Genomic DNA, 19,796 nt, shown 5'->3' on the forward strand with positions numbered 1-19,796 from the left:
GAATCGAGGGCCGTGAGGATCTCCACATTGACACCGTGGGGGAAGAAACCGGGGTCGAATCCCGGCGCGGCGGTGAGATCGAGTGCCGACAGGGACGCGCGCGTGAGGTGGGGATCGACACACGCGAGATGCGGGTTGCCGACATCGATGCCGATTCCGTTGAACACCTTGCCGTCGATTGTTGCAGTGCTCGGACCCAGATCGCGCACGACGCCCATGTCGACGCTCACGTCTCCGCGTGGGCCCTCGGCCAGGTGCACGATGACCGGTTTGCCGCCGGCCCGACTGCCGACGACGAACTCGTCGCGGGTCTCGAGGCCGGTCGAGCGCAGGTAGTGGGCGAAGACACGGACCCCGTTGCCGCACATCTCGGCAATGGATCCGTCGGCATTGCGGTAGTCCATGAACCAGTCGTCCTCGGATGTTCCTTCGGGAAGTCCGGTGAGCACACCGGCCGTGGCCAGCGCGCCGGCCTTGGCCACCCGCAGGATTCCGTCGGCTCCCAGACCGCGTCGCCGGTCGCAGAGCGCCGTCACCCCGGGTACGGACAGATCGACGCGAACATCCGGATCCGGAAGGACCACGAAGTCGTTCTCGGTGCCGTGCCCCTTGGTGAACTCCATGTGCGCAACTCTATCCAACGGAGGTGGAGCGACGCCTATTTGCCTGCCGTGGTACGGCCTATTGGCGCTGCCGGGGTACGGCCTATTGGCGCTGCCGGGCAATTTCGTAGAGGGCGACGGCGCCGGCGGAGGGCGCCCCGAGCGAACTGGCGGCGCCGCCGATCGGGATGTTGACCACGGTGTCGCAGGCGTCGCGCCACGCGGCGCTCATGCCCCGGGTTTCGTTGCCGATCACCAGGATCGTGCCGACTGTGAAGTCGTGGGCGTCGATGGGGACTGCCCCTGTCTCGTCGGTCCCCACGATACGAAGTTCGGTTGCGGTGTCGCGGCGGGCATCACGGAAGGCGAGGACTTCGTCGACGGACGACACCGTGACGACGGGCATCGCGAAGAGCGAGCCGGTGGATGCCCGCACACACTGGGGGTCGAACGGGTCAGCACCGTGCCCGACCACGACCACCGCATCCGCGCCGAATGCATTGGCCGACCGGACCAGGGTGCCGAGATTGCCGGGCGAACTCGGCCGGTCGAACACCACGATCAACGGTGCGGAGTGCAGCGTCAGGTCCTTCAGCCGGGGTACGCGGATCTTCCCTATCGCGATGAGTTCCGGCGCCGTGGCCGTTTTCTCACCCAACTCGGACATCAGTTCGGCGCTGACTCCGATCTGTTCGATGGAACGGGACGCGAGCACCTCTCGCGCCCAATCCGACATCGGCGGTCCGTCGATGCGGTGCAGCAGTGTCTCGATCGGCCAGTCGTGGTCCAGTGCCAGGTTCAGAGGACGCACGCCCTGGATGACGAACCGTCCTGCCTTCGTGCGCTTGGCACGGTTGGTGAGGTACGACTGCCACTGCTGGAACCGCGCGTTCCTGGTGGTCACCAGCAGTGACGAAGTGTGCCGCTTCTGTCCCGGCGGTGTGCGGCTCATCGGTCTCCCCGTGTGTGCGCTTCTTCGAGCAATCGGATGGTGTTCGACGCCAGTCGACTGTCGCTGCCCTCGACCCAGTGGATGCGCTTGTCGCGACGGAACCACGACCGCTGGCGGCGCACGTAGCGCCGGGTACCGAGGAACGTCCGTTCCTGCGCCTCCTCCAGATCGTATTCTCCGTCCAGCGAGGCCAGTACCTGCGCGTAACCGATGGCCCGCGGAGCGGTGACACCTTCCCGCAGTCCCACCTCGATCAATCCCTGCACCTCGTCGACGAGACCGAGGTCGAACATCAGCCGAGTCCGGAGCCGTATCCGTTCGTCGAGTTCGGTGGTCTCCCGGTCGACACCGATGATGCGGGTACCCCACCGGGGTGCGCCGATTCGCGGAGCGGACGCCGCGAACGGCTGACCGGTGATCTCGACGACCTCGAGCGCCCGCACCAGGCGCCTGCCGTCCGTGGGCAGGATGGAGGCCGCGGCCTCGGGATCCACCCGGCTCAGCTCCTGGTGGACCGCGGCGACACCCCTCTCGGCGAGAATGCTCTCCCATTTGGCCCGCACCGCCGCGTCCGTGGCGGGGAAGCTCCATTCGTCGAGAAGCGACTGCACGTACATCATCGAACCGCCGACGATGATCGGCACGGCGCCGCGGGTCAGGATCGCCTCGACGTCCGCCGACGCCGCCTTCTGATACTTGGCGACCGTGGCGGTTTCCGTCACGTCGAGCACATCCAGTTGATGGTGCGGAATCCCCCGCCGGGCCGCCGGTGGAAGCTTCGCGGTGCCGATGTCCATGCCTCGGTAGAGCTGCATCGCGTCGATGTTGACGATCTCGCCGCCGAGTCTCTCGGCCAAATCGAGTGCGAGATCCGACTTGCCGGTGGCTGTCGGTCCCACTACGGCAACGGGGACCGCGGACGTCACGGCCGCCACTCCCCCACGTAGTAACCGACGCCGTAGGGGGCGGCGCTGTAGTACGTCCGGCACGAGCGGGGCGCCACATCGAACACACCGGCCAGCACCTGCCACGGGACCCGCCCGCCGATCCCGAGTTCGGCGCATTCCCCGGGGTCGAGCGCGAGAAGCACGTCGCGGTCGCCGGTCTCGAGCGCTGTATCGATCTTCGTCTGCGTCCCCGCCGCGCGGGGGTCGTAAGCTCCGGGCGCCTTGGCAGTGAGGGTATTGGCCCCGTCCCCGACGATTATCAGTCCGCGCGGCACTTCGTCCCGGTCGAGGAAGGCCCGCAGGTGCGCCCCGTAGTCGACGCAGCTCGACGACGTGAGACCCGAAGCGAGCACCCGGGCGTCCACCACTGCCTCCGGCGCGCATGTGGTGCGGATCCATCCGGCCGTCAACGCTGCGAGCGGCAGTTCCGGATCCGGATCGCCGGCCGGACCCGGCCGGAGCGTCACTCGCACGTCGACTCCGTATCCCAGGTAGGTGCCCTGCGCGTCGCGCGGAACGGGGACCGCCCGATCGGCCGCGCCGACAGCGACCCAGTCCAGCGTGAGTGCGGACAGCGCAGCCGCCGCCGCCGCGACGGCGTCTCTCAGAGGCGCCGTCTCCGCAGCCGCCGAGCCGGTCAATTCGGGTACCAGGAGCGGTGGGGACGGCACGAGCACTGCGGCGGTGAACACACGCGTCACGCTAGTCGACCAGCGATCGCACGTCCGAACCCGATCAGTCCTGCCGGTCGTTCGGTACCAACACGCGGCCTCGGACCTGATTCAATGGTTCACAGGGCCCGTACCGGGTTGAATGGAATCGTAGTGCGTTCAGGCAGCCGTGACGCGCGGCAGAGATGAGGAACCGATGACCGACAGCAGCGACGCCAAGCCCCCCGTGGACTCTGCCGAACAACAGCACGACGCGTCGAAAGCAGATGTGCCCAGACCCGGTGCACCCAAGCCCGGCGGTGGCCCGAAGCCCGGCGCCCCGAAGCCTGGACCGGCACCGACGCATGCCCTCTCCATCCCGGCCGTCGCCGCCCTGCCACAGAGCGACCCCAGCAAGTTCGGCCGGGTGGACGACGACGGCACGGCATGGGTGAAGACGGCGGACGGTGAGCGGCAGATCGGCTCATGGCAGGCGGGCGACGCAGCCGAAGGACTCGCACACTTCGGCCGGCGCTTCGATGATCTCGCCACCGAGGTGGCGCTTCTCGAGGCGCGACTGAATTCCGGTGCAGGAGACGCGAAGAAGACGAAGGCCGCGGCGATCGCGCTGGCGGAAACCCTTCCGACCGCCGCCGTGATCGGCGACATCGATTCACTCGCCGCACGCCTTGCCGCGATCATCGCCGAATCGGACGAGGCGGCCGCGCACGCCAAGCAGGAGAAGGAGCAGTCACGACAGGCGCATACAGAACGCAAGGAGGCGCTGGCCGCCGAGGCGGAACAGATCGGGGCCGAGTCCACGCAGTGGAAAACCGCAGGAGACCGGCTGCGCGAAATCCTCGAGGAGTGGAAGACCATCCGGGGAATCGATCGCAAGGTCGACGACGCATTGTGGAAGCGCTACTCGAAGGCACGCGAAGCCTTCAACCGGCGCCGCGGAGCGCATTTCGCCGAACTCGATCGCGAGCGGGCCGCCGCCAAAGTGAAGAAGGAAGAACTCGTCGCTCGCGCCGAGGCTCTGGCCGGCTCCACCGACTGGGGTCCCACGGCCGGTGAATTCCGTGATCTCCTCGCCGAATGGAAGGCTGCAGGCCGTGCGCCGCGCGAGGCGGACGACAACCTGTGGAAGCGCTTCAAGGGTGCACAAGATGTGTTCTTCGCGGCCCGCAACGCCGCCGCATCCGAACGCGACGCCGAGTTCGACGAGAACGCGGTCGCCAAAGAAGAGTTGCTGCGGACCGCGGGCAACATCGATCCTTCCAAGGACATCGACGCCGCCCGGGCCGCGCTGCGCGACCTCCAGGAGAAGTGGGACGCAATCGGCAAGGTGCCTCGCGAGCGGATGCACGATCTCGAGGGCAAGCTTCGGGCTATCGAGAAGCGCGTCCGCGACGCCGCGGATGCCGAGTGGCGACGCACCGACCCCGAGGCTCTCGCGCGGGCCGCTCAGTTCCGCGAGCGGGTGATGCAGTTCGAGGAGCAGGCCGCCAAGGCCGCCGCGGCAGGCAAGACCAAGGACGCGGAGAGCGCTCTTGCACAGGCCAAGCAGTGGCGTGAGTGGGCCGAGGCCGCGGAGGGTGCCGTCAGCGGGCAGTAGCTGCCGGCGGCGGGGTGATCGGGACGTCAGTCGATGTTCCAGTCGCCCCGTCGCTCGTCTTCCGCTGCTGCGGCACGCCGCTCCTCCTCTGCGGCGAGCTGCAACGCGGTGCGACTCCAGACCACCTTCAGCCAATGGAAGGTGAGCACGATGACCGTGATCCAGCCCAGGACGAGCCCGACGCCCGGGCCTGCCACATCAACCCCCGGCGGCGGTGTCTGGCGGGTCCAGATGGCGAGCATGCCCAGGACGATCGACACAGCCGTGCCGGCGAGAGCTACCCAGGCGAGAGCCCACCGGCGGGTGACAAGCGCCAGCATGGACCCGATGACCCCGAAGATCACCTCGAACCACACGAACAACCGCGACGGCAAAGCGATGGCCTCCGCCTGGGCGTCCGCGTCGAACACCAGTACATCCCAGCCGTTGGCTGCGCCGGAATGCGGCAACGTGAGCGAACCGAGGAGAACCACGACACCGACAGCGACGACGAGTGCGCGGGCCCCGGGATCGATCTCACCGGCGACCTTCTTCTCTGCGGCGTCGAAGTCCTTCTTGTAGCTCTCGATCGGGTCTTCGTCGCGGGGGGAGTTCATGCGTTGCATCCCATCTGAGCAGGTTGTGGTGCGGGTGCTCCGATCTGCGGCAATCCGAGACCCACACCGATCGGAGGAGTCTTCGGCGTGATGCCCTTCTCGGAGAAATCACCCGCGCGGGTACGGCGGTGTGTGAGAACGGGTGTGTCGGCGACGAGGTGGTGCGGTGCGGCAGCACTCACCACGATCGTGACGATGTCGCCGGGCCGGATGTTGCCGTCGACGTTGCCCTCCGGACGGAAATGCACGAGTCTGCCGTCGCGTGCCCTGCCACTCATCCGTGCGGTTTCCGCGTTCTTGCGTCCTTCGCCGGCTGCGACGAGCAGTTCCACCTCGTGTCCCACGAGTTTCCGATTTTCCTCGAGGGTGATCTGCTCCTGCAGGGCAATGAGACGTTCGTACCGTTCCTGCACCACTGCCTTGGGCAGTTGATGGTCCATCTCCGCGGCGGGTGTGCCGGGTCGCTTCGAGTACTGGAACGTGTAGGCACTGGTGAACCGTGCCTGGCGGACCACGTCGAGGGTGTCCTGGAAATCTTCCTCGGTTTCGCCGGGGAACCCGACGATGATGTCGGTGGTGATCGCGGCGTGCGGCATCGCGGCACGCACCTTCTCGATGATGCCCAGGAACCGAGATTTCCGGTAGGAGCGCCGCATCGCCTTCAGAACCCGGTCCGACCCGGACTGCAACGGCATGTGAAGTTGCGGGCACACGTTCGGGGTCTCCGCCATCGCCTCGATCACGTCATCGGTGAACTCGGCGGGGTGCGGTGACGTGAAGCGGACCCGCTCGAGCCCGTCGATGGTGCCGCACGCGCGCAGCAGCGACGCGAATGCACCGCGGTCCCGGGGCTGTTCGGGGTCGGCGAAGGAGACGCCGTATGCGTTGACGTTCTGTCCGAGGAGGGTGACCTCGAGGACACCTTCGTGCACCAGGGCCTGCACCTCGGCGAGGACGTCACCCGGACGACGGTCGACCTCCTTGCCTCGCAGGGCGGGCACGATGCAGAACGTGCAGGTGTTGTTGCAACCGACCGAGATGGACACCCAGCCCGCGTAGGCCGACTCCCGCCTGGCCGGCAGCGTGGACGGAAACGCCTCGAGCGCGTCGAGGATCTCGACCTCGGCCCGCTGGTTGTGGCGAGCGCGGTCCAGGAGTGCCGGCAGCGAGCCGATGTTGTGGGTTCCGAACACGACGTCCACCCAGGGGGCCTTCTTCACGACGACGTCGCGATCCTTTTGTGCCAGGCATCCGCCGACCGCGATCTGCATGCCGGGATTCTTTTCCTTGGCCGGTGCGAGATGACTCAGGTTTCCGTAGAGCTTGTTGTCGGCGTTCTCCCGCACCGCGCAGGTGTTGAACACCACGAGGTCGGGGGCCTGGCCCGAGGCTACTTTCGTGTAACCGGCGTCCTCGAGCAGACCCGACAGCCGCTCGGAGTCGTGCACGTTCATCTGGCAGCCGTACGTCCGCACTTCGTAGCTGCGCTGTACCTTCTCGTCGCTGCGAGGCGGGTTCTGGTCGATCGTGTCCACGTATGTCAGGGTACGGCCCGGCACAAATCGCCTCGTCGCGGCCACTGCGCGCCACAACACTGTGCGCCGGGACAACCGGGACACACCGGCGTGGCCTCGCCGTAAAGTTTCCGTGACATCCCCCCAATTCTCCGATCAAATGTCGAGTGGGGGCACTTCCAACACATAGGGTCTTCCACTATGACGCAAGCCGACGACGCGACGCCGACGCTCTCCCCCGGTTCGGTCCCGTCCATGATCTCGATGAAATCGGTGAACAAGCACTTCGGCACCCTTCACGTACTTCAGGACATCGAACTCGAAGTCCCGCGGGGGCAGGTCGTGATCGTCCTCGGCCCCTCGGGCTCGGGCAAGTCGACGCTGTGCCGCACCATCAACCGCCTCGAGCCCATCGACTCCGGTGAAATCGCCGTGGACGGCAAGGTGCTTCCCGCCGAAGGCAAGGCTCTTGCGGCGTTGCGCGCCGACGTGGGCATGGTGTTCCAATCGTTCAATCTGTTCGCCCACAAGACGATCCTCGAGAACGTGATGCTCGCACCGATGAAAGTGCGGAAGAAGAGCAACGCCGACGCGAAAGCGATCGCCACCCAACTGCTCGAACGCGTCGGCATCGCGAACCAGGCGGACAAGTACCCCGCACAGTTGTCGGGCGGTCAGCAGCAGCGCGTCGCCATCGCACGCGCCCTCGCCATGAATCCCAAGGTCATGCTGTTCGACGAGCCGACCTCGGCACTCGATCCGGAAATGGTCAACGAGGTCCTCGATGTGATGACCTCGCTCGCCAAGGAAGGGATGACCATGCTCGTGGTCACGCACGAGATGGGTTTCGCCCGCAAGGCGGGCGACCGGGTCCTGTTCATGGCCGACGGACAGATTGTCGAGGACTCCGATCCCGCCACCTTCTTCTCCGCCCCGAGATCGGATCGGGCCAAGGACTTTCTCGGCAAGATTCTCAGCCACTGACTCGCACACCCCACCGGTGAATCGTTCGGTCCACCGCGCTCTGTACGCACACCCGTCATGTCAATAGGGAGGAACTCGATGAGGATCAATCGCTCGATTCGAATGGGAATCGGCGTCATGGCGCTCGCCGTCGTCGCAACCGCATGCGGCGGAGGTGAAGAGAAGAGTGCATCCCAGAGTGCTTCCGAGGGCAATCTGACCATCGGCATCAAGTTCGACCAGCCCGGCCTCGGTCTCCGCAACCCCGATGGAAGCTTCAGCGGCTTCGACGTCGAGGTGGCCGAGTACGTCGCCGGCAAGCTGGGTGTCGCGCCGGAGAACATCGAGTTCAAGGAATCCCCGTCAGCCCAGCGTGAGACGCTGATCCAGAACGGCGAGGTCGACTACGTCGTCGCCACCTACTCGATCACCGATGCCCGCAAGGAGAAGGTCGATTTCGCCGGACCGTACTTCATCGCCGGACAGTCCCTTCTGGTGAAGTCCGGCAACACCGACATCACCGGTCCCGATTCACTGACCGGCGGCAAGAAGCTGTGCTCTGTCACCGGATCCACGCCCGCGCAGAAGGTGAAGGACAACTACGCGCAGGACGTGCAGCTGCAGGAGTTCGACACCTACTCCGCGTGTGTCGAGGCGCTGCGCAACGGTGCGGTCGATGCCGTGACCACCGACGACATCATCCTCGCCGGTTACGCCGCCCAGTACCCCGGCGAGCTGAAGGTTGTCGGCAAGCCGTTCACCGAGGAGCGCTACGGCATCGGCCTCGCCAAGGGCGATGACGAGACCCGCGGCAAGATCAATGACGCCATCGAGGAGATGGTGGCGGACGGCTCTTGGGAGCAGGCTTTCAACGAGACCGTCGGCGCCTCGGGCTACGCCCTGCCGACACCGCCGACCGTCGACCGGTACTGAATACTCCGCGCCTTCGTCCCCCGGGTGGCTTCTGTCCGGAGCCGCTCGGGGACGGCTGGACTCCAACCACAGGTGACCCGGGGAGACGATAAGTGGATCTACTGAGCAAATACAGCGATCAGCTGATCGACGCGTTCTGGACGACGGTGCAGCTCACCGCATTCTCCGCTGTCGGCGCGTTGATCCTCGGCACCGTCCTCACCGCGATGAGGGTGTCGCCTGTTCCGGTGGCGCGGGGTGTCGCGGCCGCCTATGTGACGATCTTCCGGAACACTCCCCTGACACTCATCATCATCTTCTGCTCGTTCGGACTCTTCCAGACGATGGGTATGAAGCTGGCACCCGAACAGTCGCCGACCTTCTTCACGCAGAACAACTTCCGGCTCGCCGTACTCGGCCTCAGCATCTATACGGCTGCGTTCGTCTGCGAGTCGCTGCGGTCGGGCATCAACACCGTGCAGGTGGGACAGGCGGAGGCGGGCCGCTCGCTCGGACTGACCTTCTCCCAGAACCTGCGTCTGATCGTTCTCCCGCAGGCTTTCCGTGCGGTCACCGCCCCGCTCGGGAGTGTGCTTATCGCCTTGACCAAGAACACGACCATCGCCTCGGTGATCGGGGTTGCGGAGGCGTCCCTCCTGATGAAGGAAATGATCGAGAACGAGGCCGCCATCTTCGTCGTCGGTGGGATCTTCGCACTCGGATTCGTCATCCTGACCCTGCCGATGGGTCTTCTGTTCGGATACCTGAGCAAGCGATTCGAGGTTGCGCGATGAGTAACTCGGCCACCGTTCTCTATGACGCGCCAGGTCCGAAGGCGAGAAGCATCTACCGGCTGATCTCCGCGGCTGTCGCCGTTCTGCTGCTCGGAATCGGCTACCTGGTGTATTCGGCACTCGACGACAAGGGCCAGTTGACGTCCGAGAAATGGAAGCCGTTCCTCGAGTTCACCTCGTGGAGCACCTACCTGATTCCCGGAATCCGCGGGACTCTTGTCGCTGCCGCCGTGTCGATCGTGCTCGCCCTGATTCTCGGCACGATCCTCGGCATCGGCCGGCTGTCGGACCACCGCTGGATCCGCTTGGTATCCGGAACGATCGTGGAATTGTTCCGCGCAGTTCCGGTGCTGATCCTGATGATCTTCTCGTACCAGCTGTTCGCTGAATACGAGGTGTTCAAGTCGAAGTATCTTGCCCTTGCCGCAGTCGTCGTGGGTCTGACGCTCTACAACGGCTCGGTGATAGCCGAGATCGTCCGCGCCGGCATCAACTCCCTCCCCAAGGGACAAAGCGAAGCCGCGATGGCGCTGGGGATGCGCAAAGGCCAGATCATGCTGACGATCCTGCTTCCGCAGGCGGTCACCGCGATGCTTCCCGCGATCATCTCGCAAATGGTGGTCGCCCTGAAGGATTCGGCCCTCGGTTACCTGATCGGATATGTCGAAGTGGTGCGGTCCGGACAGCAACTGGGCGCGTTCTACGGCAACTATCTGCCGGCGCTCATCGTCGTCGCCGTCATCATGATCACCCTCAACTCGACCCTGACCGTTCTCGCCACCCGCCTCGAGAAGCGGCTACGTTCCGGGCGCAAGGGTCGGGGTCCGGCCGCCGAAGAACCACCACTTCCGCTCCTCGCGGTACCTGGAATGGATATCACCGACAAACGCCTCTGACACGGCCGTCTGCGACGAGGGCGGGTGTGTCACGAACAGAGCCCGGGCGGGATGCGTTTCCGCTCGGGCTCCGTCACCTGTCGTCGAAGACGCCTCCGGTGTCGGTACCGGCCTGCGCGAGTTGCTCTTTCACGACCTCGAACGCCATTCCTTGCGGAAAACCGCGGCGTGCGAGCATGGATACGAGTCTGCGGATGACCCGGTCACGGTCGTCGACCGTGAGCGTGCGCAGCTTCTTGGCCACCAACTCTGCCGCGCGTACCCGTTCGTCTTCGCTGTCGATGAGTGACAGCGCTGCGGATGCGTCTTCCTGGCCGATTCCCTTGCGTCGCAATTCCATTGCAAGCGCGCGCTTTCCCTTACCCGAGTAGGTGTGCCGCGACTGCACCCACTGCTGAGCGAAATCTGCGTCGTTGACCAATCCGACCTCGGTGAGCCGATCGAGTACGCGCTCGGTAATGTCGGTCGAATACCCCTTCTTGGCGAGTCGTGCGGCAAGTTCCGCCCGGCTCCGGGCACGGTCGGTGAGGAGGCGCAGGCACAAGTCCTTGGCCTGCGTTTCCGTTCCACCTTCGCCCGTGGGACCCACGGCGGCGCCCTAGAAGTCGACCGGGGCGGCGTCGTCTGCAGCCGCACTGACGTCGGCGCCGATTCCGAGTTTCTCCTTGATCTTCTTCTCGATCTCGTCGCGAATGTCCGTGTTCTCCAGCAGGAACTTGCGGGCGTTCTCCTTGCCCTGCCCCAGCTGGTCGCCTTCGTAGGTGTACCAGGAACCGGACTTCCGGATGAATCCGTGCTCCACGCCCATGTCGATCAGCGAACCTTCCTTGCTGATTCCATGGCCGTAGAGAATGTCGAACTCCGCCTGCTTGAACGGCGGGGCAACCTTGTTCTTTACCACCTTGACGCGGGTGCGGTTGCCCACCGCATCCGTGCCGTCCTTGAGCGTCTCGATTCGCCGAACGTCCAGGCGGATGGACGAGTAGAACTTGAGCGCCTTACCGCCGGTCGTGGTTTCGGGCGAACCGAACATGACGCCGATCTTCTCGCGCAGCTGGTTGATAAAAATCGCGGTGGTGCCCGAGTTGCTGAGCGCACCGGTCATCTTGCGGAGCGCCTGGCTCATCAGTCGCGCCTGCAGACCCACGTGACTGTCACCCATTTCGCCTTCGATCTCGGCACGGGGAACGAGGGCTGCCACGGAGTCGATCACGAGGATGTCGAGAGCACCGGAGCGAATGAGCATGTCGGCAATCTCGAGCGCCTGCTCTCCGGTATCAGGCTGTGAGACCAGCAGTGCGTCGGTGTCGACGCCGAGCTTCTGGGCGTAGTCGGGATCGAGGGCGTGCTCTGCGTCGATGAACGCCGCGATACCGCCGGCCGCCTGGGCATTGGCCACGGCGTGCAGGGCCACCGTGGTCTTACCCGAGGACTCCGGGCCGTAGATCTCGACGACACGGCCGCGGGGCAACCCGCCGATGCCCAGTGCAACGTCCAGGGCGATGGATCCCGTAGGAATGACAGCGATGGGCTGACGCACACCTTCGCCCAGGCGCATCACCGACCCCTTGCCGAAGTTCTTGTCGATCTGCGCCAGCGCCAGGTCGAGAGCCTTGTCGCGATCGTGTGCCTGTGGTGCCATCGTCGTCCCCATTCCCGAGTCTCGTCAGTGATCTAGCGGTGAGGTTAGTTCCGGGTACCGACAAGTACCGTGATCACCGAACGAACCCAGCATAGGGGAACGTGTGTTCGATTGTCGTATACAGGCTGTTTCGACACGCCGGGATTCTGCGTGATCTGCTCATATCCGCTCCGGAGGGACGTCGAACTCCTTGCACAATTCGCGCCATACCTCACGGGGCTCGCGCCCTTCCTCGATCGCTTCGGCCGCGGTCTTGCTCCCCAGCCCCGGCAGCACATGATCGACGAGCAGTGCATCTCCGCGCACCTGCCCGAACTCTTCGCGGACAAGTTCATGAAATTCGGTCAGTCGCACGGCTCCACGCTAGTCGAGCGCAAGGTCCGATGCCGCCGCCCACCCGGGTCACCGCAACGCGGCCCGGCACACCCCCACCGGGTCGGCCACCTCGGTGACGCCCTGTGCCGCTCGTCGTGCCGCGTCGGTGTAACTGCGGTTCGAGAGCACCGTCTCGACCGCCGAACGGAGGGTGTCGGCCGTTGCCGGACGCACCACCACGGCACTGCCCTGCCGCGCGGCGCGATTCGCGAGTTCCCACTGGTCGCCGCCGCCGGGAATCACCACCGCGGGAACACCCGCCAGCAGCGCCTTGGCCAGCATGCCGTGCCCACCGCCGCAGACGACGACCGCGGCCTCGCGCAGCATCGCGTCCTGACGTCCGAGACCCGCGCGGGCCCAGACCGGGACCGCCGCGGGTCCGTCCTCGAGGATCGAGGCGATCACCCGAACACCGGCACCCTCGAGTCCCGCGAGCGTCGTCTCGAGCATTCCCTCGGCGCCGGTGAAGGCGGTCGAGGGAGCTACCATGACGATCGGACCGGTGCCTGCCGGTACTTCGAGCAGATCTGTCGTGGGCTCCCACAGCAACGGTCCGACAACGTGGGCGTCGGCCGGCCAATCCGGCCTCGGCACCTCGAGCGCCGGGAGCGTCGCGATCAACCGGCCCACCGGACCCGGGTCCTCCGCCGGCAATCCGACGCTCGTCCGCGCCACCGCGCGTTGGCGCTGGCCCTGCCGGATCGACCTGGCCGTGGCCGCCCGCATCAACGCGTCGCGAAGCCGGCCACGCACGCCCTCTCCCGGGGCAAGTCCACTACCTATCGGGGGCAGCCCCTTCGACGGTGCGTACAGCGGGTGTGGCGACAACTCGACCCACGGAATCCCGAGCCTCTCCGCGGCCATGCCGCCGCCTGCGGTGAGAACGTCCGAGACGACCAGATCGGGACTCTGCGCACGGAGATCGGGAAGCAACTCGGTGGAGATGTGCGCCGCCCGGCCGTGGATGCGGGCACCCGCGTCGAGATCGTCGTCGATGGGCCTGGGGGCAAGACCCCCGAGCAATTCGGTGGGCACTCCTGCGTCACGCGCGCGCTCGACCCAGCGAGCACCGGTGTACAGAACCGGGTCGTCACCCGCCTCGAGAAACCCGAGGGACAACGCGATGGCGGGAAAGGCATGTCCGGGGTCAGGCCCGGCGACGACGGCGACTCGCACGCCCACAGAGTGTCATACAGGGTGTCACGCGGCCGGTCTCAGGTGGCGTTCAACACCGATTCCGCGGCGTCGACCGCACGGGCACGATCCTCGGCGACGAGTCCGACGCGGGTCCTCCGGTCGAGGATATCGTCCACGTCGAGCGCACCCTCGTGCGTCACTGCGAAACGAAGTTCGGCGTGAGTCACGTCCAAACCCTCGGCGATCGGCGCGAGCAGATCGCGGTCTGCGGCCAGCAAGGCCGCCTCGGTTCCGTAGCGGGCGACCAATGTGCCCGGAGCAGGCACCTTCTGCAGGATCTCCGGAGTGGCCGCACCGACGAGAGGAAGCGCCCGCGTCCGGCACGGACCCGCGTTCAGCCCCGCGACCTCGACTGCGGCGTCCACGGCGTCCTCGGCCATCTTCCGGTAGGTCGTGAGCTTGCCACCGACGACGCTGATGAGGCCTGTCACCGAATGCAGAATCGCATGGTTGCGTGAGAGATCTGCGGTGGAACCGTCGCCGGTGTCGAGCAGTGGTCGCAGGCCGGCGAACGTCCCGAGAACGTCCGACCGGTCCAGCGGGTCGTGTAGTGCGGTGTTGACGGTCGCGAGCAGGAATTCGATCTCGGCATCCGACGCTGTCGGCACGTCCGGCACCGGTCCCGGCGCCGGCTCGTCGGTGAGCCCCAGATACACACGGCCCAGCTGGGCCGGAAGGGCGAAGACGAATCGGTTGGTCTCACCCGGGATCTGCACGGTCAGGGCAGCCGTCGGGTTGCCCAGACGCTCGGCCCCGAGAACCAGATGTGTGCCGCGGCTCGGCCTCAGCGTGATGGCAGGGTCGATTTCATCGGCCCAGACACCGCCCGCGTTGATGACCGTACGGGCCCGAACCAGCATCTCGGAGCCGGTCAGTTCGTCTCGCAACATGGCCGACGTTCCCGTCACGTCGTAGGCGCCCGTACGAGTGAGGATCTTCGCGCCGTGCAGTGCCGCCGTCCGTGCGATCGCGACAACGAGTCTGGCGTCGTCGATCAACTGGCCGTCGAAGGACATGAGCCCGCCGCGGAGGCCCTGCTGCTTCACGGTGGGCACGAGTTCCGTGACCCGTTCGGTTCCGACCCTGCGCGACCTCGGCAGCACTGTCGACGGTGTGCCTGCACTCGCCCGCAGCAGGTCGCCGGCCAGGAAACCAATGCGTACCAGCGATTTCCTGGACAGGGTGGTCGACCGGAACACCGGAACGAGCTGTGGCAGCGCCCGCACCAGATGCGGCGCGGTGCGGGTCATGAGGATGCCCCGCTCGACTGCGCTCTCCCGCGCGATACCCACGTTGCCCGAAGCAAGGTAGCGCAGGCCGCCGTGCGCGAGTTTCGAACTCCACCGGCTGGTTCCGAAGGCCAGATCCCTTTTCTCTGCAAGAACCACGCTCAGTCCGCGTGCGGCCGCATCGAGCGCAACTCCGGCGCCGGTCACTCCCCCGCCGACGACGAGGACGTCGACACGCCTTCCGTCCGACAGCTGCTCGAGTTCACGTGTCCGGCGGTCCGCATCGAGCGCCGACGAGCGTGTGCCCGACCGCGAGTTCACTTCGTTCACCGGTCTCCCCCGACAGTTCGATCGAGCGCGCCGGCCGCCTGTGGTGCGAGGTATGCGCCGACGGCATGCCGGAGTTCTTCGCGCAGGTCTTCTCCCGAAATTTCCTCGGCCACCATCGCCGCCGACTGGACCGCGGACTGGGCCATGAGAAGAACCATGGTTGCGATGTGCCGTTCGTTGCCTGCTCGGATCGAACCATGACGCTGACCTGCGGCGACCGCGAGCGCGACTCGATCGATGATCGCCTTCTGACTCGCCCCCAGGCGCTCGAGCACGTAGGTGGTGAACAATTCCTGATCAGAGCGCATGATTTTGACGAAGAGAGGATGGTTCTGCACCGCCGCGGCGACGTGGACCACCGCGTCCACGAGTTGATCGTGAATGGATTGCTCGGGCGAAAATGCAGGCATCACGGCCGCGATTTCACGGGTCATGAGGTCGGCCACCACCGCCCGAGTGTCCTGCCAGCGGCGGTACACGGTGGGCCTGCTGACGCCGGCGCGGCGCGCTACCTCGGCCAGTGTTGTGCGTCGGAGCCCGAAGTCGAGGATGCATGAGCGCGCGGCGTCGAGGATGGCGTCGTCGACGCTCATCGTCGTGCCCTCGGCGCGGGTAGAAGAATTACGAATAGACATTGTGTGTAACACCGTAACGCATCCCCCGGGCGCGTAGCGTCTGTGCGATCCGAACGGAACTCCTCCCGATCGAGACTTGTCGGCGAGAGTGGGGCGTCGGGTCATCACCGGCACAGCCGCCAGAATTCGGACTATTATGGTATTCCGTCACGTTCCGATTAAACGGTGACGTCCATGGGTCACCAATTCCGGGACGAACGACCCATCGGCTATCCTCCGTGGGCCGAACCCGACCGGGGCGTCGCTCCGCGGGAACCTGCCCTTTCCCCATCCACTCTGCCCTCATCCACTCTGCCCTCATCCACTCTGCCCTCATCCACTCTGCGCAGTGGCAGCGGACCTCAGGCGAAGTAGTAGAGCTCGAACCCGACGGCGCGTTCCGCGTCGAATCCCCGCTTCGGTCCGGTGACCATCTCGATCTGCGCGCGGGCCTGCTTCCCCACCGGCTCATCATCGAGTGCTTGGAGATACCGGCGGTGTTCGGACAGTGAGAGAATGGCGCGGTCGACGGTCCGGGTGACATCCACGGCGTGGGTGGGTGTCATCGTGTTGACCGCCACCCACCGCACTCCCCGCCAGGACGGCAGGCCCGACTCCCCCAGTTCCGGGAAGATCCACTCGTTGGCAGCGTCGGCGGTGGCATCGAGAACGGCACGGCCGACCGCTCGGTGGTCGGCGCTGTTGGGCCGCCCCGGTCCCCAGGTGTCGGCGAAATTCGTCGTCACCACCATGTCCGGCCGGTGCCGGCGGATCGCCGCGGCAAGATCGCGCCGCAGCGGCAGGCTCTCGACGAGTCTGCCGTCGGGGTAGCCGAGGAACTCGACCTCGGTGACTCCCACGACAGCGGCCGACAGCCGCTCCTCCGCCTCCCGGAGCGGTCCCGCCTCGGCGGGGTGTAGACCCGCAATACCCGCCTCACCGCTGGTGACCAGAACGTATCGAATGTCCTTTCCCTGCTCGGTCCAGCGGGCAACCGCTGCGGCCGCGCCGTACTCGATGTCGTCGGGATGCGCGACCACGACGAGGCCACGATGCCAATCCTCGGGTACCGGATCCATGCTTCGAGGATGCCCCTCAGCGACGAGTGACGTCCGAGTTCTCGCCAGATCCGGACATCGCCTTGTAAAGCAGGTACAGGCCGAATACCACCGCACCGACGACAAGGATCCAGAACAGACCCTTGATCAGTGCGCCGAGCACGGCCAGCGCTATCCAGATCGCCACGACGGCCAGGATGACCTTCCAGAACATGACTTCCTCCATTCGTTCTCCCGATCAGTTCCTGCGCCGGACATCTCGTCGACCTCTTTACCGGGTATGACACAAGCCTGACACGCATGAGGCGGCAAATCACCAGCTCAACGCGAAGATCAGGGAAAGCTCAGGGTTGTCCCCCACCCCTGGCCACATCGCGGACGAGGCGCCCCGCACCTGCTGACGTAGACTCGGCCAATTCCGTCCTGTATGAAGAGGAGCGCCCTGGCGTGTCGCCGACATCCCGATTTTCCGCACGCGATCTCGCTCATGTCGCGGTCTTCGCCGCACTGATCGTGGCACTGGGCCTGCCCGGCACCATCAATGTCGGCACGTCCGGTGTTCCGATAACCCTGCAGACGCTCGGCGTCATGCTCGCCGGGGCACTCCTCGGACCCCGCAAGGGCGTGTTGTCGGTACTGACCGTGATCGCGCTGGGCCTCGTGCTTCCGGTTCTCGCCGGTGGACGCACCACCCTCACCTCGCTCGCCGGGCCCACGGTGGGGTTCCTCCTCGGCTGGATTCCCGCGGTCGCGGTCATCGGCTGGTTGACGGTTCGGATGCTTCCCCGCTACCGGGTCGTGCCAGGGATCCTGATCAATGCCCTCGGCGGAATCGTGGTCCTCTACGCCTTCGGCATGGCCGGGATGACGTTGCGAACAGATCTGTCGCTGTGGCAGGCGATGACCGCGAACGCCACCTTCCTCCCCGGCGACCTGGTCAAGGCAGTCGTCGCGGCGCTCGTCGCCTCACAGGTACATCGCGCCTATCCCGCACTCCTCCGGGAACCCGCTACCTCGTTGCCTCGCGCCGTTGACGTTCGCTGATGTCGTGATCGGCCGAAGCCTGTGAGTGTCATCCGGTTCCGCGGCGTCCGGCACGCGTACGGCGACCGTTCGGTGCTCGACGACGTGGATCTTACGCTCGCCGAGCACCGGATCGGCATCGTCGGGGCGAACGGCGGCGGCAAGTCGACCCTCGCTCGCCTGATCAACGGCCTCGTCCTGCCCACCGAGGGCGTTGTGACCGTCGATGACCTCGACACCAGGAAACAGGGCCGTCAGGTACGTAAGAAGGTGGGCTTCGTCTTCACCGACCCCAACCATCAGATCATCATGCCGACTGTCGCAGAAGACATCGCGTTCTCACTGCGCCGTCACTCGTCGAGCAACACCGAACGCGCCGCGCGGGTCACCACCGTTCTCGAGCAGTTCGGCCTTGCCGGCCATGCCGATCATCCGACCCACCTGCTGTCGGGTGGGCAGAAACAGTTGCTCGCGCTCGCGGCGGTGATGGTGACCGAACCGGAAGTCCTGGTCGCGGACGAACCGACCACCCTGCTCGACCTCCGCAACACCCGGATCATCGCAGAGACGTTCCACCGGCTTCCGCAACAGGTGATCGTGGTGACCCATCAACTCGACCTGCTCGATTCGTTCGATCGAGTACTCGTGGTCGACGAGGGCCGCGTCGTCGCCGACGGCAGTCCGAGCACGTCCGTCGACTACTACCGCAACCTGGTCCGATGAGCACGCTCGGCCTCTATCGTCCCGGCGACACCGTGGTTCACCGACTTCCTGCCGGACCGAAGGTTCTCGCTCTCCTCGGTTGCATCGTCGCGGTCACGGTCTTCGTCCGCCATCCCTGGCACCTGGTCCCGGCTGCGCTGACCGTCGTCGGAGCCTATGCGGTGGCGCGGATCCCGGTTCGCGCCGCGCTGGCACAGTTGCGCCCACTCCTCTGGATGCTGCTGATCATCGGCGTCTTCCAGATCGTCTTCACCGGCTGGGCGCGTGCCGTGGTGGTGTGCGGGACGCTGCTTCTGTCCGTCGCTGCGGCCGCGTTGCTGAGTCTCACCACACGGGTCACGGACATGCTCGACGCGATCACCTCGGCCGTGCGGCCGCTGCGCCGAGTGGGCGTGGATCCGGACCGCGTGGCACTGGTACTGGCCATGACCATTCGCTGCATTCCCCTGATGTCCGGGATCGTGCAGCGCGTCGCCGACGCACGGAAGGCGCGGGGGCTGGGCTTTTCTCTACGGGCGCTGGCTGTACCCGTTGTCGTCAGCACCCTGATGACCGCTGACGCCATGGGTGAGGCCCTCGCGGCGCGCGGCGCCGACGACTGAATTCAGGCGTACCTGCGGACGATGTCGTCGATCTCGGCGAGGGCAGCGGCAAGTCCCGCGAGTTTCTCGGTGGCCGAGACCAATTCGGCACGTTCGCCGGCAAGACCACCGACGGCTCCGGTTGCACCCGGCACGGTAACCTCGGCTGCCGCTGCCACCAACTCCTCGAACTGTTCGACACCGTCTTCGAGTTGCTCGGCGGCGGCGGCGATCGCTCGGTGCAGCGCGGGCGCCGCCGATTCGCTATCGCGGGCAGCTTCTTCCATCGCGGTGATGTCATCGGCTACGGCGTGCAACGCGGCACCCGCCGACCCGGCCGTCGAGTACGTCGCCTCGATGTCCTCCCGGCTGATCGTCTCCGACCGGGACAGGACGCGCAGAATGCCGTGAAGGGCACGCTCGCACTGCACGAGGCGATCCATCGACTGCCGGGCGGCCGAGGACTGCACCGGCAAGGAGCGGCGGACGGGCAGCCCCGGTGGCAATGCCTCCGCGTCGAGCTTGCGGTAGCGGCTGACCGCCATCACGGCAGGAACCGCGAACACCACGGCCCCACCTC

At 66.0% G+C, this 19,796-nt stretch carries 23 protein-coding genes; 8 read left to right on the top strand and 15 right to left on the bottom strand.

Annotation, left to right across the window (positions count from 1 at the left end):
• From dapF to WAW17_RS26930, 4 genes are all read right to left on the bottom strand, one after another.
• Positions 1–623, bottom strand: a 623-nt coding sequence (dapF, locus tag WAW17_RS26915; RefSeq protein ID WP_422335917.1) for a diaminopimelate epimerase, incomplete at its 3' end; no start/stop codon positions are given.
• Positions 624–705: 82 nt separating this feature from the next.
• Entirely contained in the window at positions 706–1,554 is an 849-nt protein-coding gene (locus WAW17_RS26920) for a TrmH family RNA methyltransferase (protein ID WP_422335918.1), read from the bottom strand.
• Positions 1,551–2,480, bottom strand: a complete 930-nt coding sequence (gene miaA, locus WAW17_RS26925) for a tRNA (adenosine(37)-N6)-dimethylallyltransferase MiaA (protein ID WP_422335919.1) — start codon at positions 2,478–2,480, stop codon at positions 1,551–1,553. Before miaA ends, WAW17_RS26920 begins: the two co-directional genes overlap by 4 nt.
• Complete coding sequence (locus tag WAW17_RS26930; RefSeq protein WP_422335920.1) at positions 2,477–3,193, bottom strand: class III extradiol dioxygenase subunit B-like domain-containing protein; 717 nt, start codon at positions 3,191–3,193, stop codon at positions 2,477–2,479. The genes miaA and WAW17_RS26930 overlap by 4 nt, the downstream gene beginning before the upstream one ends.
• A gap of 175 nt (positions 3,194–3,368) precedes the next feature.
• Between WAW17_RS26930 and WAW17_RS26935 the strand changes: the two genes are divergently transcribed.
• Positions 3,369–4,769: a DUF349 domain-containing protein gene (locus tag WAW17_RS26935; RefSeq protein WP_422335921.1), complete on the top strand. Its 1,401-nt coding sequence runs from the start codon at positions 3,369–3,371 to the stop codon at positions 4,767–4,769.
• Positions 4,770–4,795: 26 nt separating this feature from the next.
• Here WAW17_RS26935 and WAW17_RS26940 read toward each other — a convergent pair whose 3' ends face one another.
• Positions 4,796–5,374 (bottom strand): hypothetical protein, encoded by a 579-nt coding sequence (locus WAW17_RS26940; protein WP_422335922.1) that lies wholly within the window; start codon positions 5,372–5,374, stop codon positions 4,796–4,798.
• Positions 5,362–6,900: a tRNA (N6-isopentenyl adenosine(37)-C2)-methylthiotransferase MiaB gene (miaB, locus tag WAW17_RS26945; protein WP_422335923.1), complete on the bottom strand. Its 1,539-nt coding sequence runs from the start codon at positions 6,898–6,900 to the stop codon at positions 5,362–5,364. Before miaB ends, WAW17_RS26940 begins: the two co-directional genes overlap by 13 nt.
• A 234-nt stretch (positions 6,901–7,134) precedes the next feature.
• Between miaB and WAW17_RS26950 the strand changes: the two genes are divergently transcribed.
• The 4 genes from WAW17_RS26950 (at position 7,135) to WAW17_RS26965 (ending at position 10,444) form a co-directional block, all read left to right on the top strand.
• A complete protein-coding gene (locus WAW17_RS26950) occupies positions 7,135–7,863 on the top strand; it encodes an amino acid ABC transporter ATP-binding protein (RefSeq protein WP_422335939.1) in 729 nt (242 codons plus the stop codon).
• 78 nt (positions 7,864–7,941) lie between these two features.
• Positions 7,942–8,775 (top strand): glutamate ABC transporter substrate-binding protein, encoded by an 834-nt coding sequence (locus tag WAW17_RS26955; protein WP_422335924.1) that lies wholly within the window; start codon positions 7,942–7,944, stop codon positions 8,773–8,775.
• 92 nt (positions 8,776–8,867) lie between these two features.
• Positions 8,868–9,548 (top strand): amino acid ABC transporter permease, encoded by a 681-nt coding sequence (locus WAW17_RS26960; protein ID WP_422335925.1) that lies wholly within the window; start codon positions 8,868–8,870, stop codon positions 9,546–9,548.
• Positions 9,545–10,444 (top strand): amino acid ABC transporter permease, encoded by a 900-nt coding sequence (locus WAW17_RS26965; RefSeq protein WP_422335926.1) that lies wholly within the window; start codon positions 9,545–9,547, stop codon positions 10,442–10,444. The genes WAW17_RS26960 and WAW17_RS26965 overlap by 4 nt, the downstream gene beginning before the upstream one ends.
• Before the next feature lie 73 nt (positions 10,445–10,517).
• Here the strand turns inward: WAW17_RS26965 and recX are convergent, their stop codons facing one another.
• The 8 genes from recX to WAW17_RS27005 all read right to left on the bottom strand — a co-directional run bounded on the left by recX (position 10,518) and on the right by WAW17_RS27005 (position 17,115).
• Positions 10,518–11,033, bottom strand: coding sequence for a recombination regulator RecX (gene recX, locus WAW17_RS26970; protein WP_422335927.1), 516 nt, complete (start codon positions 11,031–11,033; stop codon positions 10,518–10,520).
• A 9-nt stretch (positions 11,034–11,042) separates the two neighbouring features.
• Positions 11,043–12,086 (bottom strand): recombinase RecA, encoded by a 1,044-nt coding sequence (gene recA / locus WAW17_RS26975; RefSeq protein WP_422335928.1) that lies wholly within the window; start codon positions 12,084–12,086, stop codon positions 11,043–11,045.
• A 159-nt stretch (positions 12,087–12,245) separates the two neighbouring features.
• Complete coding sequence (locus WAW17_RS26980) at positions 12,246–12,440, bottom strand: DUF3046 domain-containing protein (protein WP_422335929.1); 195 nt, start codon at positions 12,438–12,440, stop codon at positions 12,246–12,248.
• 48 nt (positions 12,441–12,488) lie between these two features.
• Positions 12,489–13,637 carry a glycosyltransferase gene (locus WAW17_RS26985; RefSeq protein ID WP_422335930.1) on the bottom strand — a complete coding sequence of 383 codons (1,149 nt, stop codon included), beginning with the start codon at positions 13,635–13,637 and terminating at the stop codon, positions 12,489–12,491.
• Positions 13,638–13,675: 38 nt separating this feature from the next.
• A complete protein-coding gene (locus WAW17_RS26990) occupies positions 13,676–15,217 on the bottom strand; it encodes a glycerol-3-phosphate dehydrogenase/oxidase (RefSeq protein WP_422335931.1) in 1,542 nt (513 codons plus the stop codon).
• Positions 15,214–15,852 carry a TetR/AcrR family transcriptional regulator gene (locus tag WAW17_RS26995; RefSeq protein WP_422335932.1) on the bottom strand — a complete coding sequence of 213 codons (639 nt, stop codon included), beginning with the start codon at positions 15,850–15,852 and terminating at the stop codon, positions 15,214–15,216. The genes WAW17_RS26990 and WAW17_RS26995 overlap by 4 nt, the downstream gene beginning before the upstream one ends.
• Positions 15,853–16,193: 341 nt before the next feature.
• The gene (locus WAW17_RS27000; protein ID WP_422335933.1) at positions 16,194–16,910 is read right to left on the bottom strand and encodes a PIG-L deacetylase family protein; all 717 of its coding nucleotides are present in this window, start codon (positions 16,908–16,910) and stop codon (positions 16,194–16,196) included.
• A gap of 16 nt (positions 16,911–16,926) precedes the next feature.
• A complete protein-coding gene (locus tag WAW17_RS27005) occupies positions 16,927–17,115 on the bottom strand; it encodes a hypothetical protein (protein WP_422335934.1) in 189 nt (62 codons plus the stop codon).
• A gap of 221 nt (positions 17,116–17,336) precedes the next feature.
• Between WAW17_RS27005 and WAW17_RS27010 the strand changes: the two genes are divergently transcribed.
• The 3 genes from WAW17_RS27010 to WAW17_RS27020 are packed head-to-tail and all read left to right on the top strand — an operon-like array spanning position 17,337 to position 19,237.
• Positions 17,337–17,933, top strand: a complete 597-nt coding sequence (locus tag WAW17_RS27010) for a biotin transporter BioY (protein ID WP_422335935.1) — start codon at positions 17,337–17,339, stop codon at positions 17,931–17,933.
• Positions 17,934–17,954: 21 nt separating this feature from the next.
• The gene (locus WAW17_RS27015) at positions 17,955–18,635 is read left to right on the top strand and encodes an energy-coupling factor ABC transporter ATP-binding protein (protein WP_422335936.1); all 681 of its coding nucleotides are present in this window, start codon (positions 17,955–17,957) and stop codon (positions 18,633–18,635) included.
• Complete coding sequence (locus WAW17_RS27020) at positions 18,632–19,237, top strand: energy-coupling factor transporter transmembrane component T family protein (protein WP_422335937.1); 606 nt, start codon at positions 18,632–18,634, stop codon at positions 19,235–19,237. Before WAW17_RS27015 ends, WAW17_RS27020 begins: the two co-directional genes overlap by 4 nt.
• A gap of 2 nt (positions 19,238–19,239) precedes the next feature.
• On the opposite strand, the gene pspM is transcribed toward WAW17_RS27020, so the two are convergent.
• Positions 19,240–19,796 (bottom strand): phage shock envelope stress response protein PspM (pspM, locus tag WAW17_RS27025; protein WP_422335938.1); only part of this gene is annotated, 557 nt, incomplete at its 5' end.

Source organism: Rhodococcus sp. (in: high G+C Gram-positive bacteria) (assembly GCF_049286785.1).
Classification (GTDB): Bacteria; Actinomycetota; Actinomycetes; order Mycobacteriales; family Mycobacteriaceae; genus Rhodococcus_F.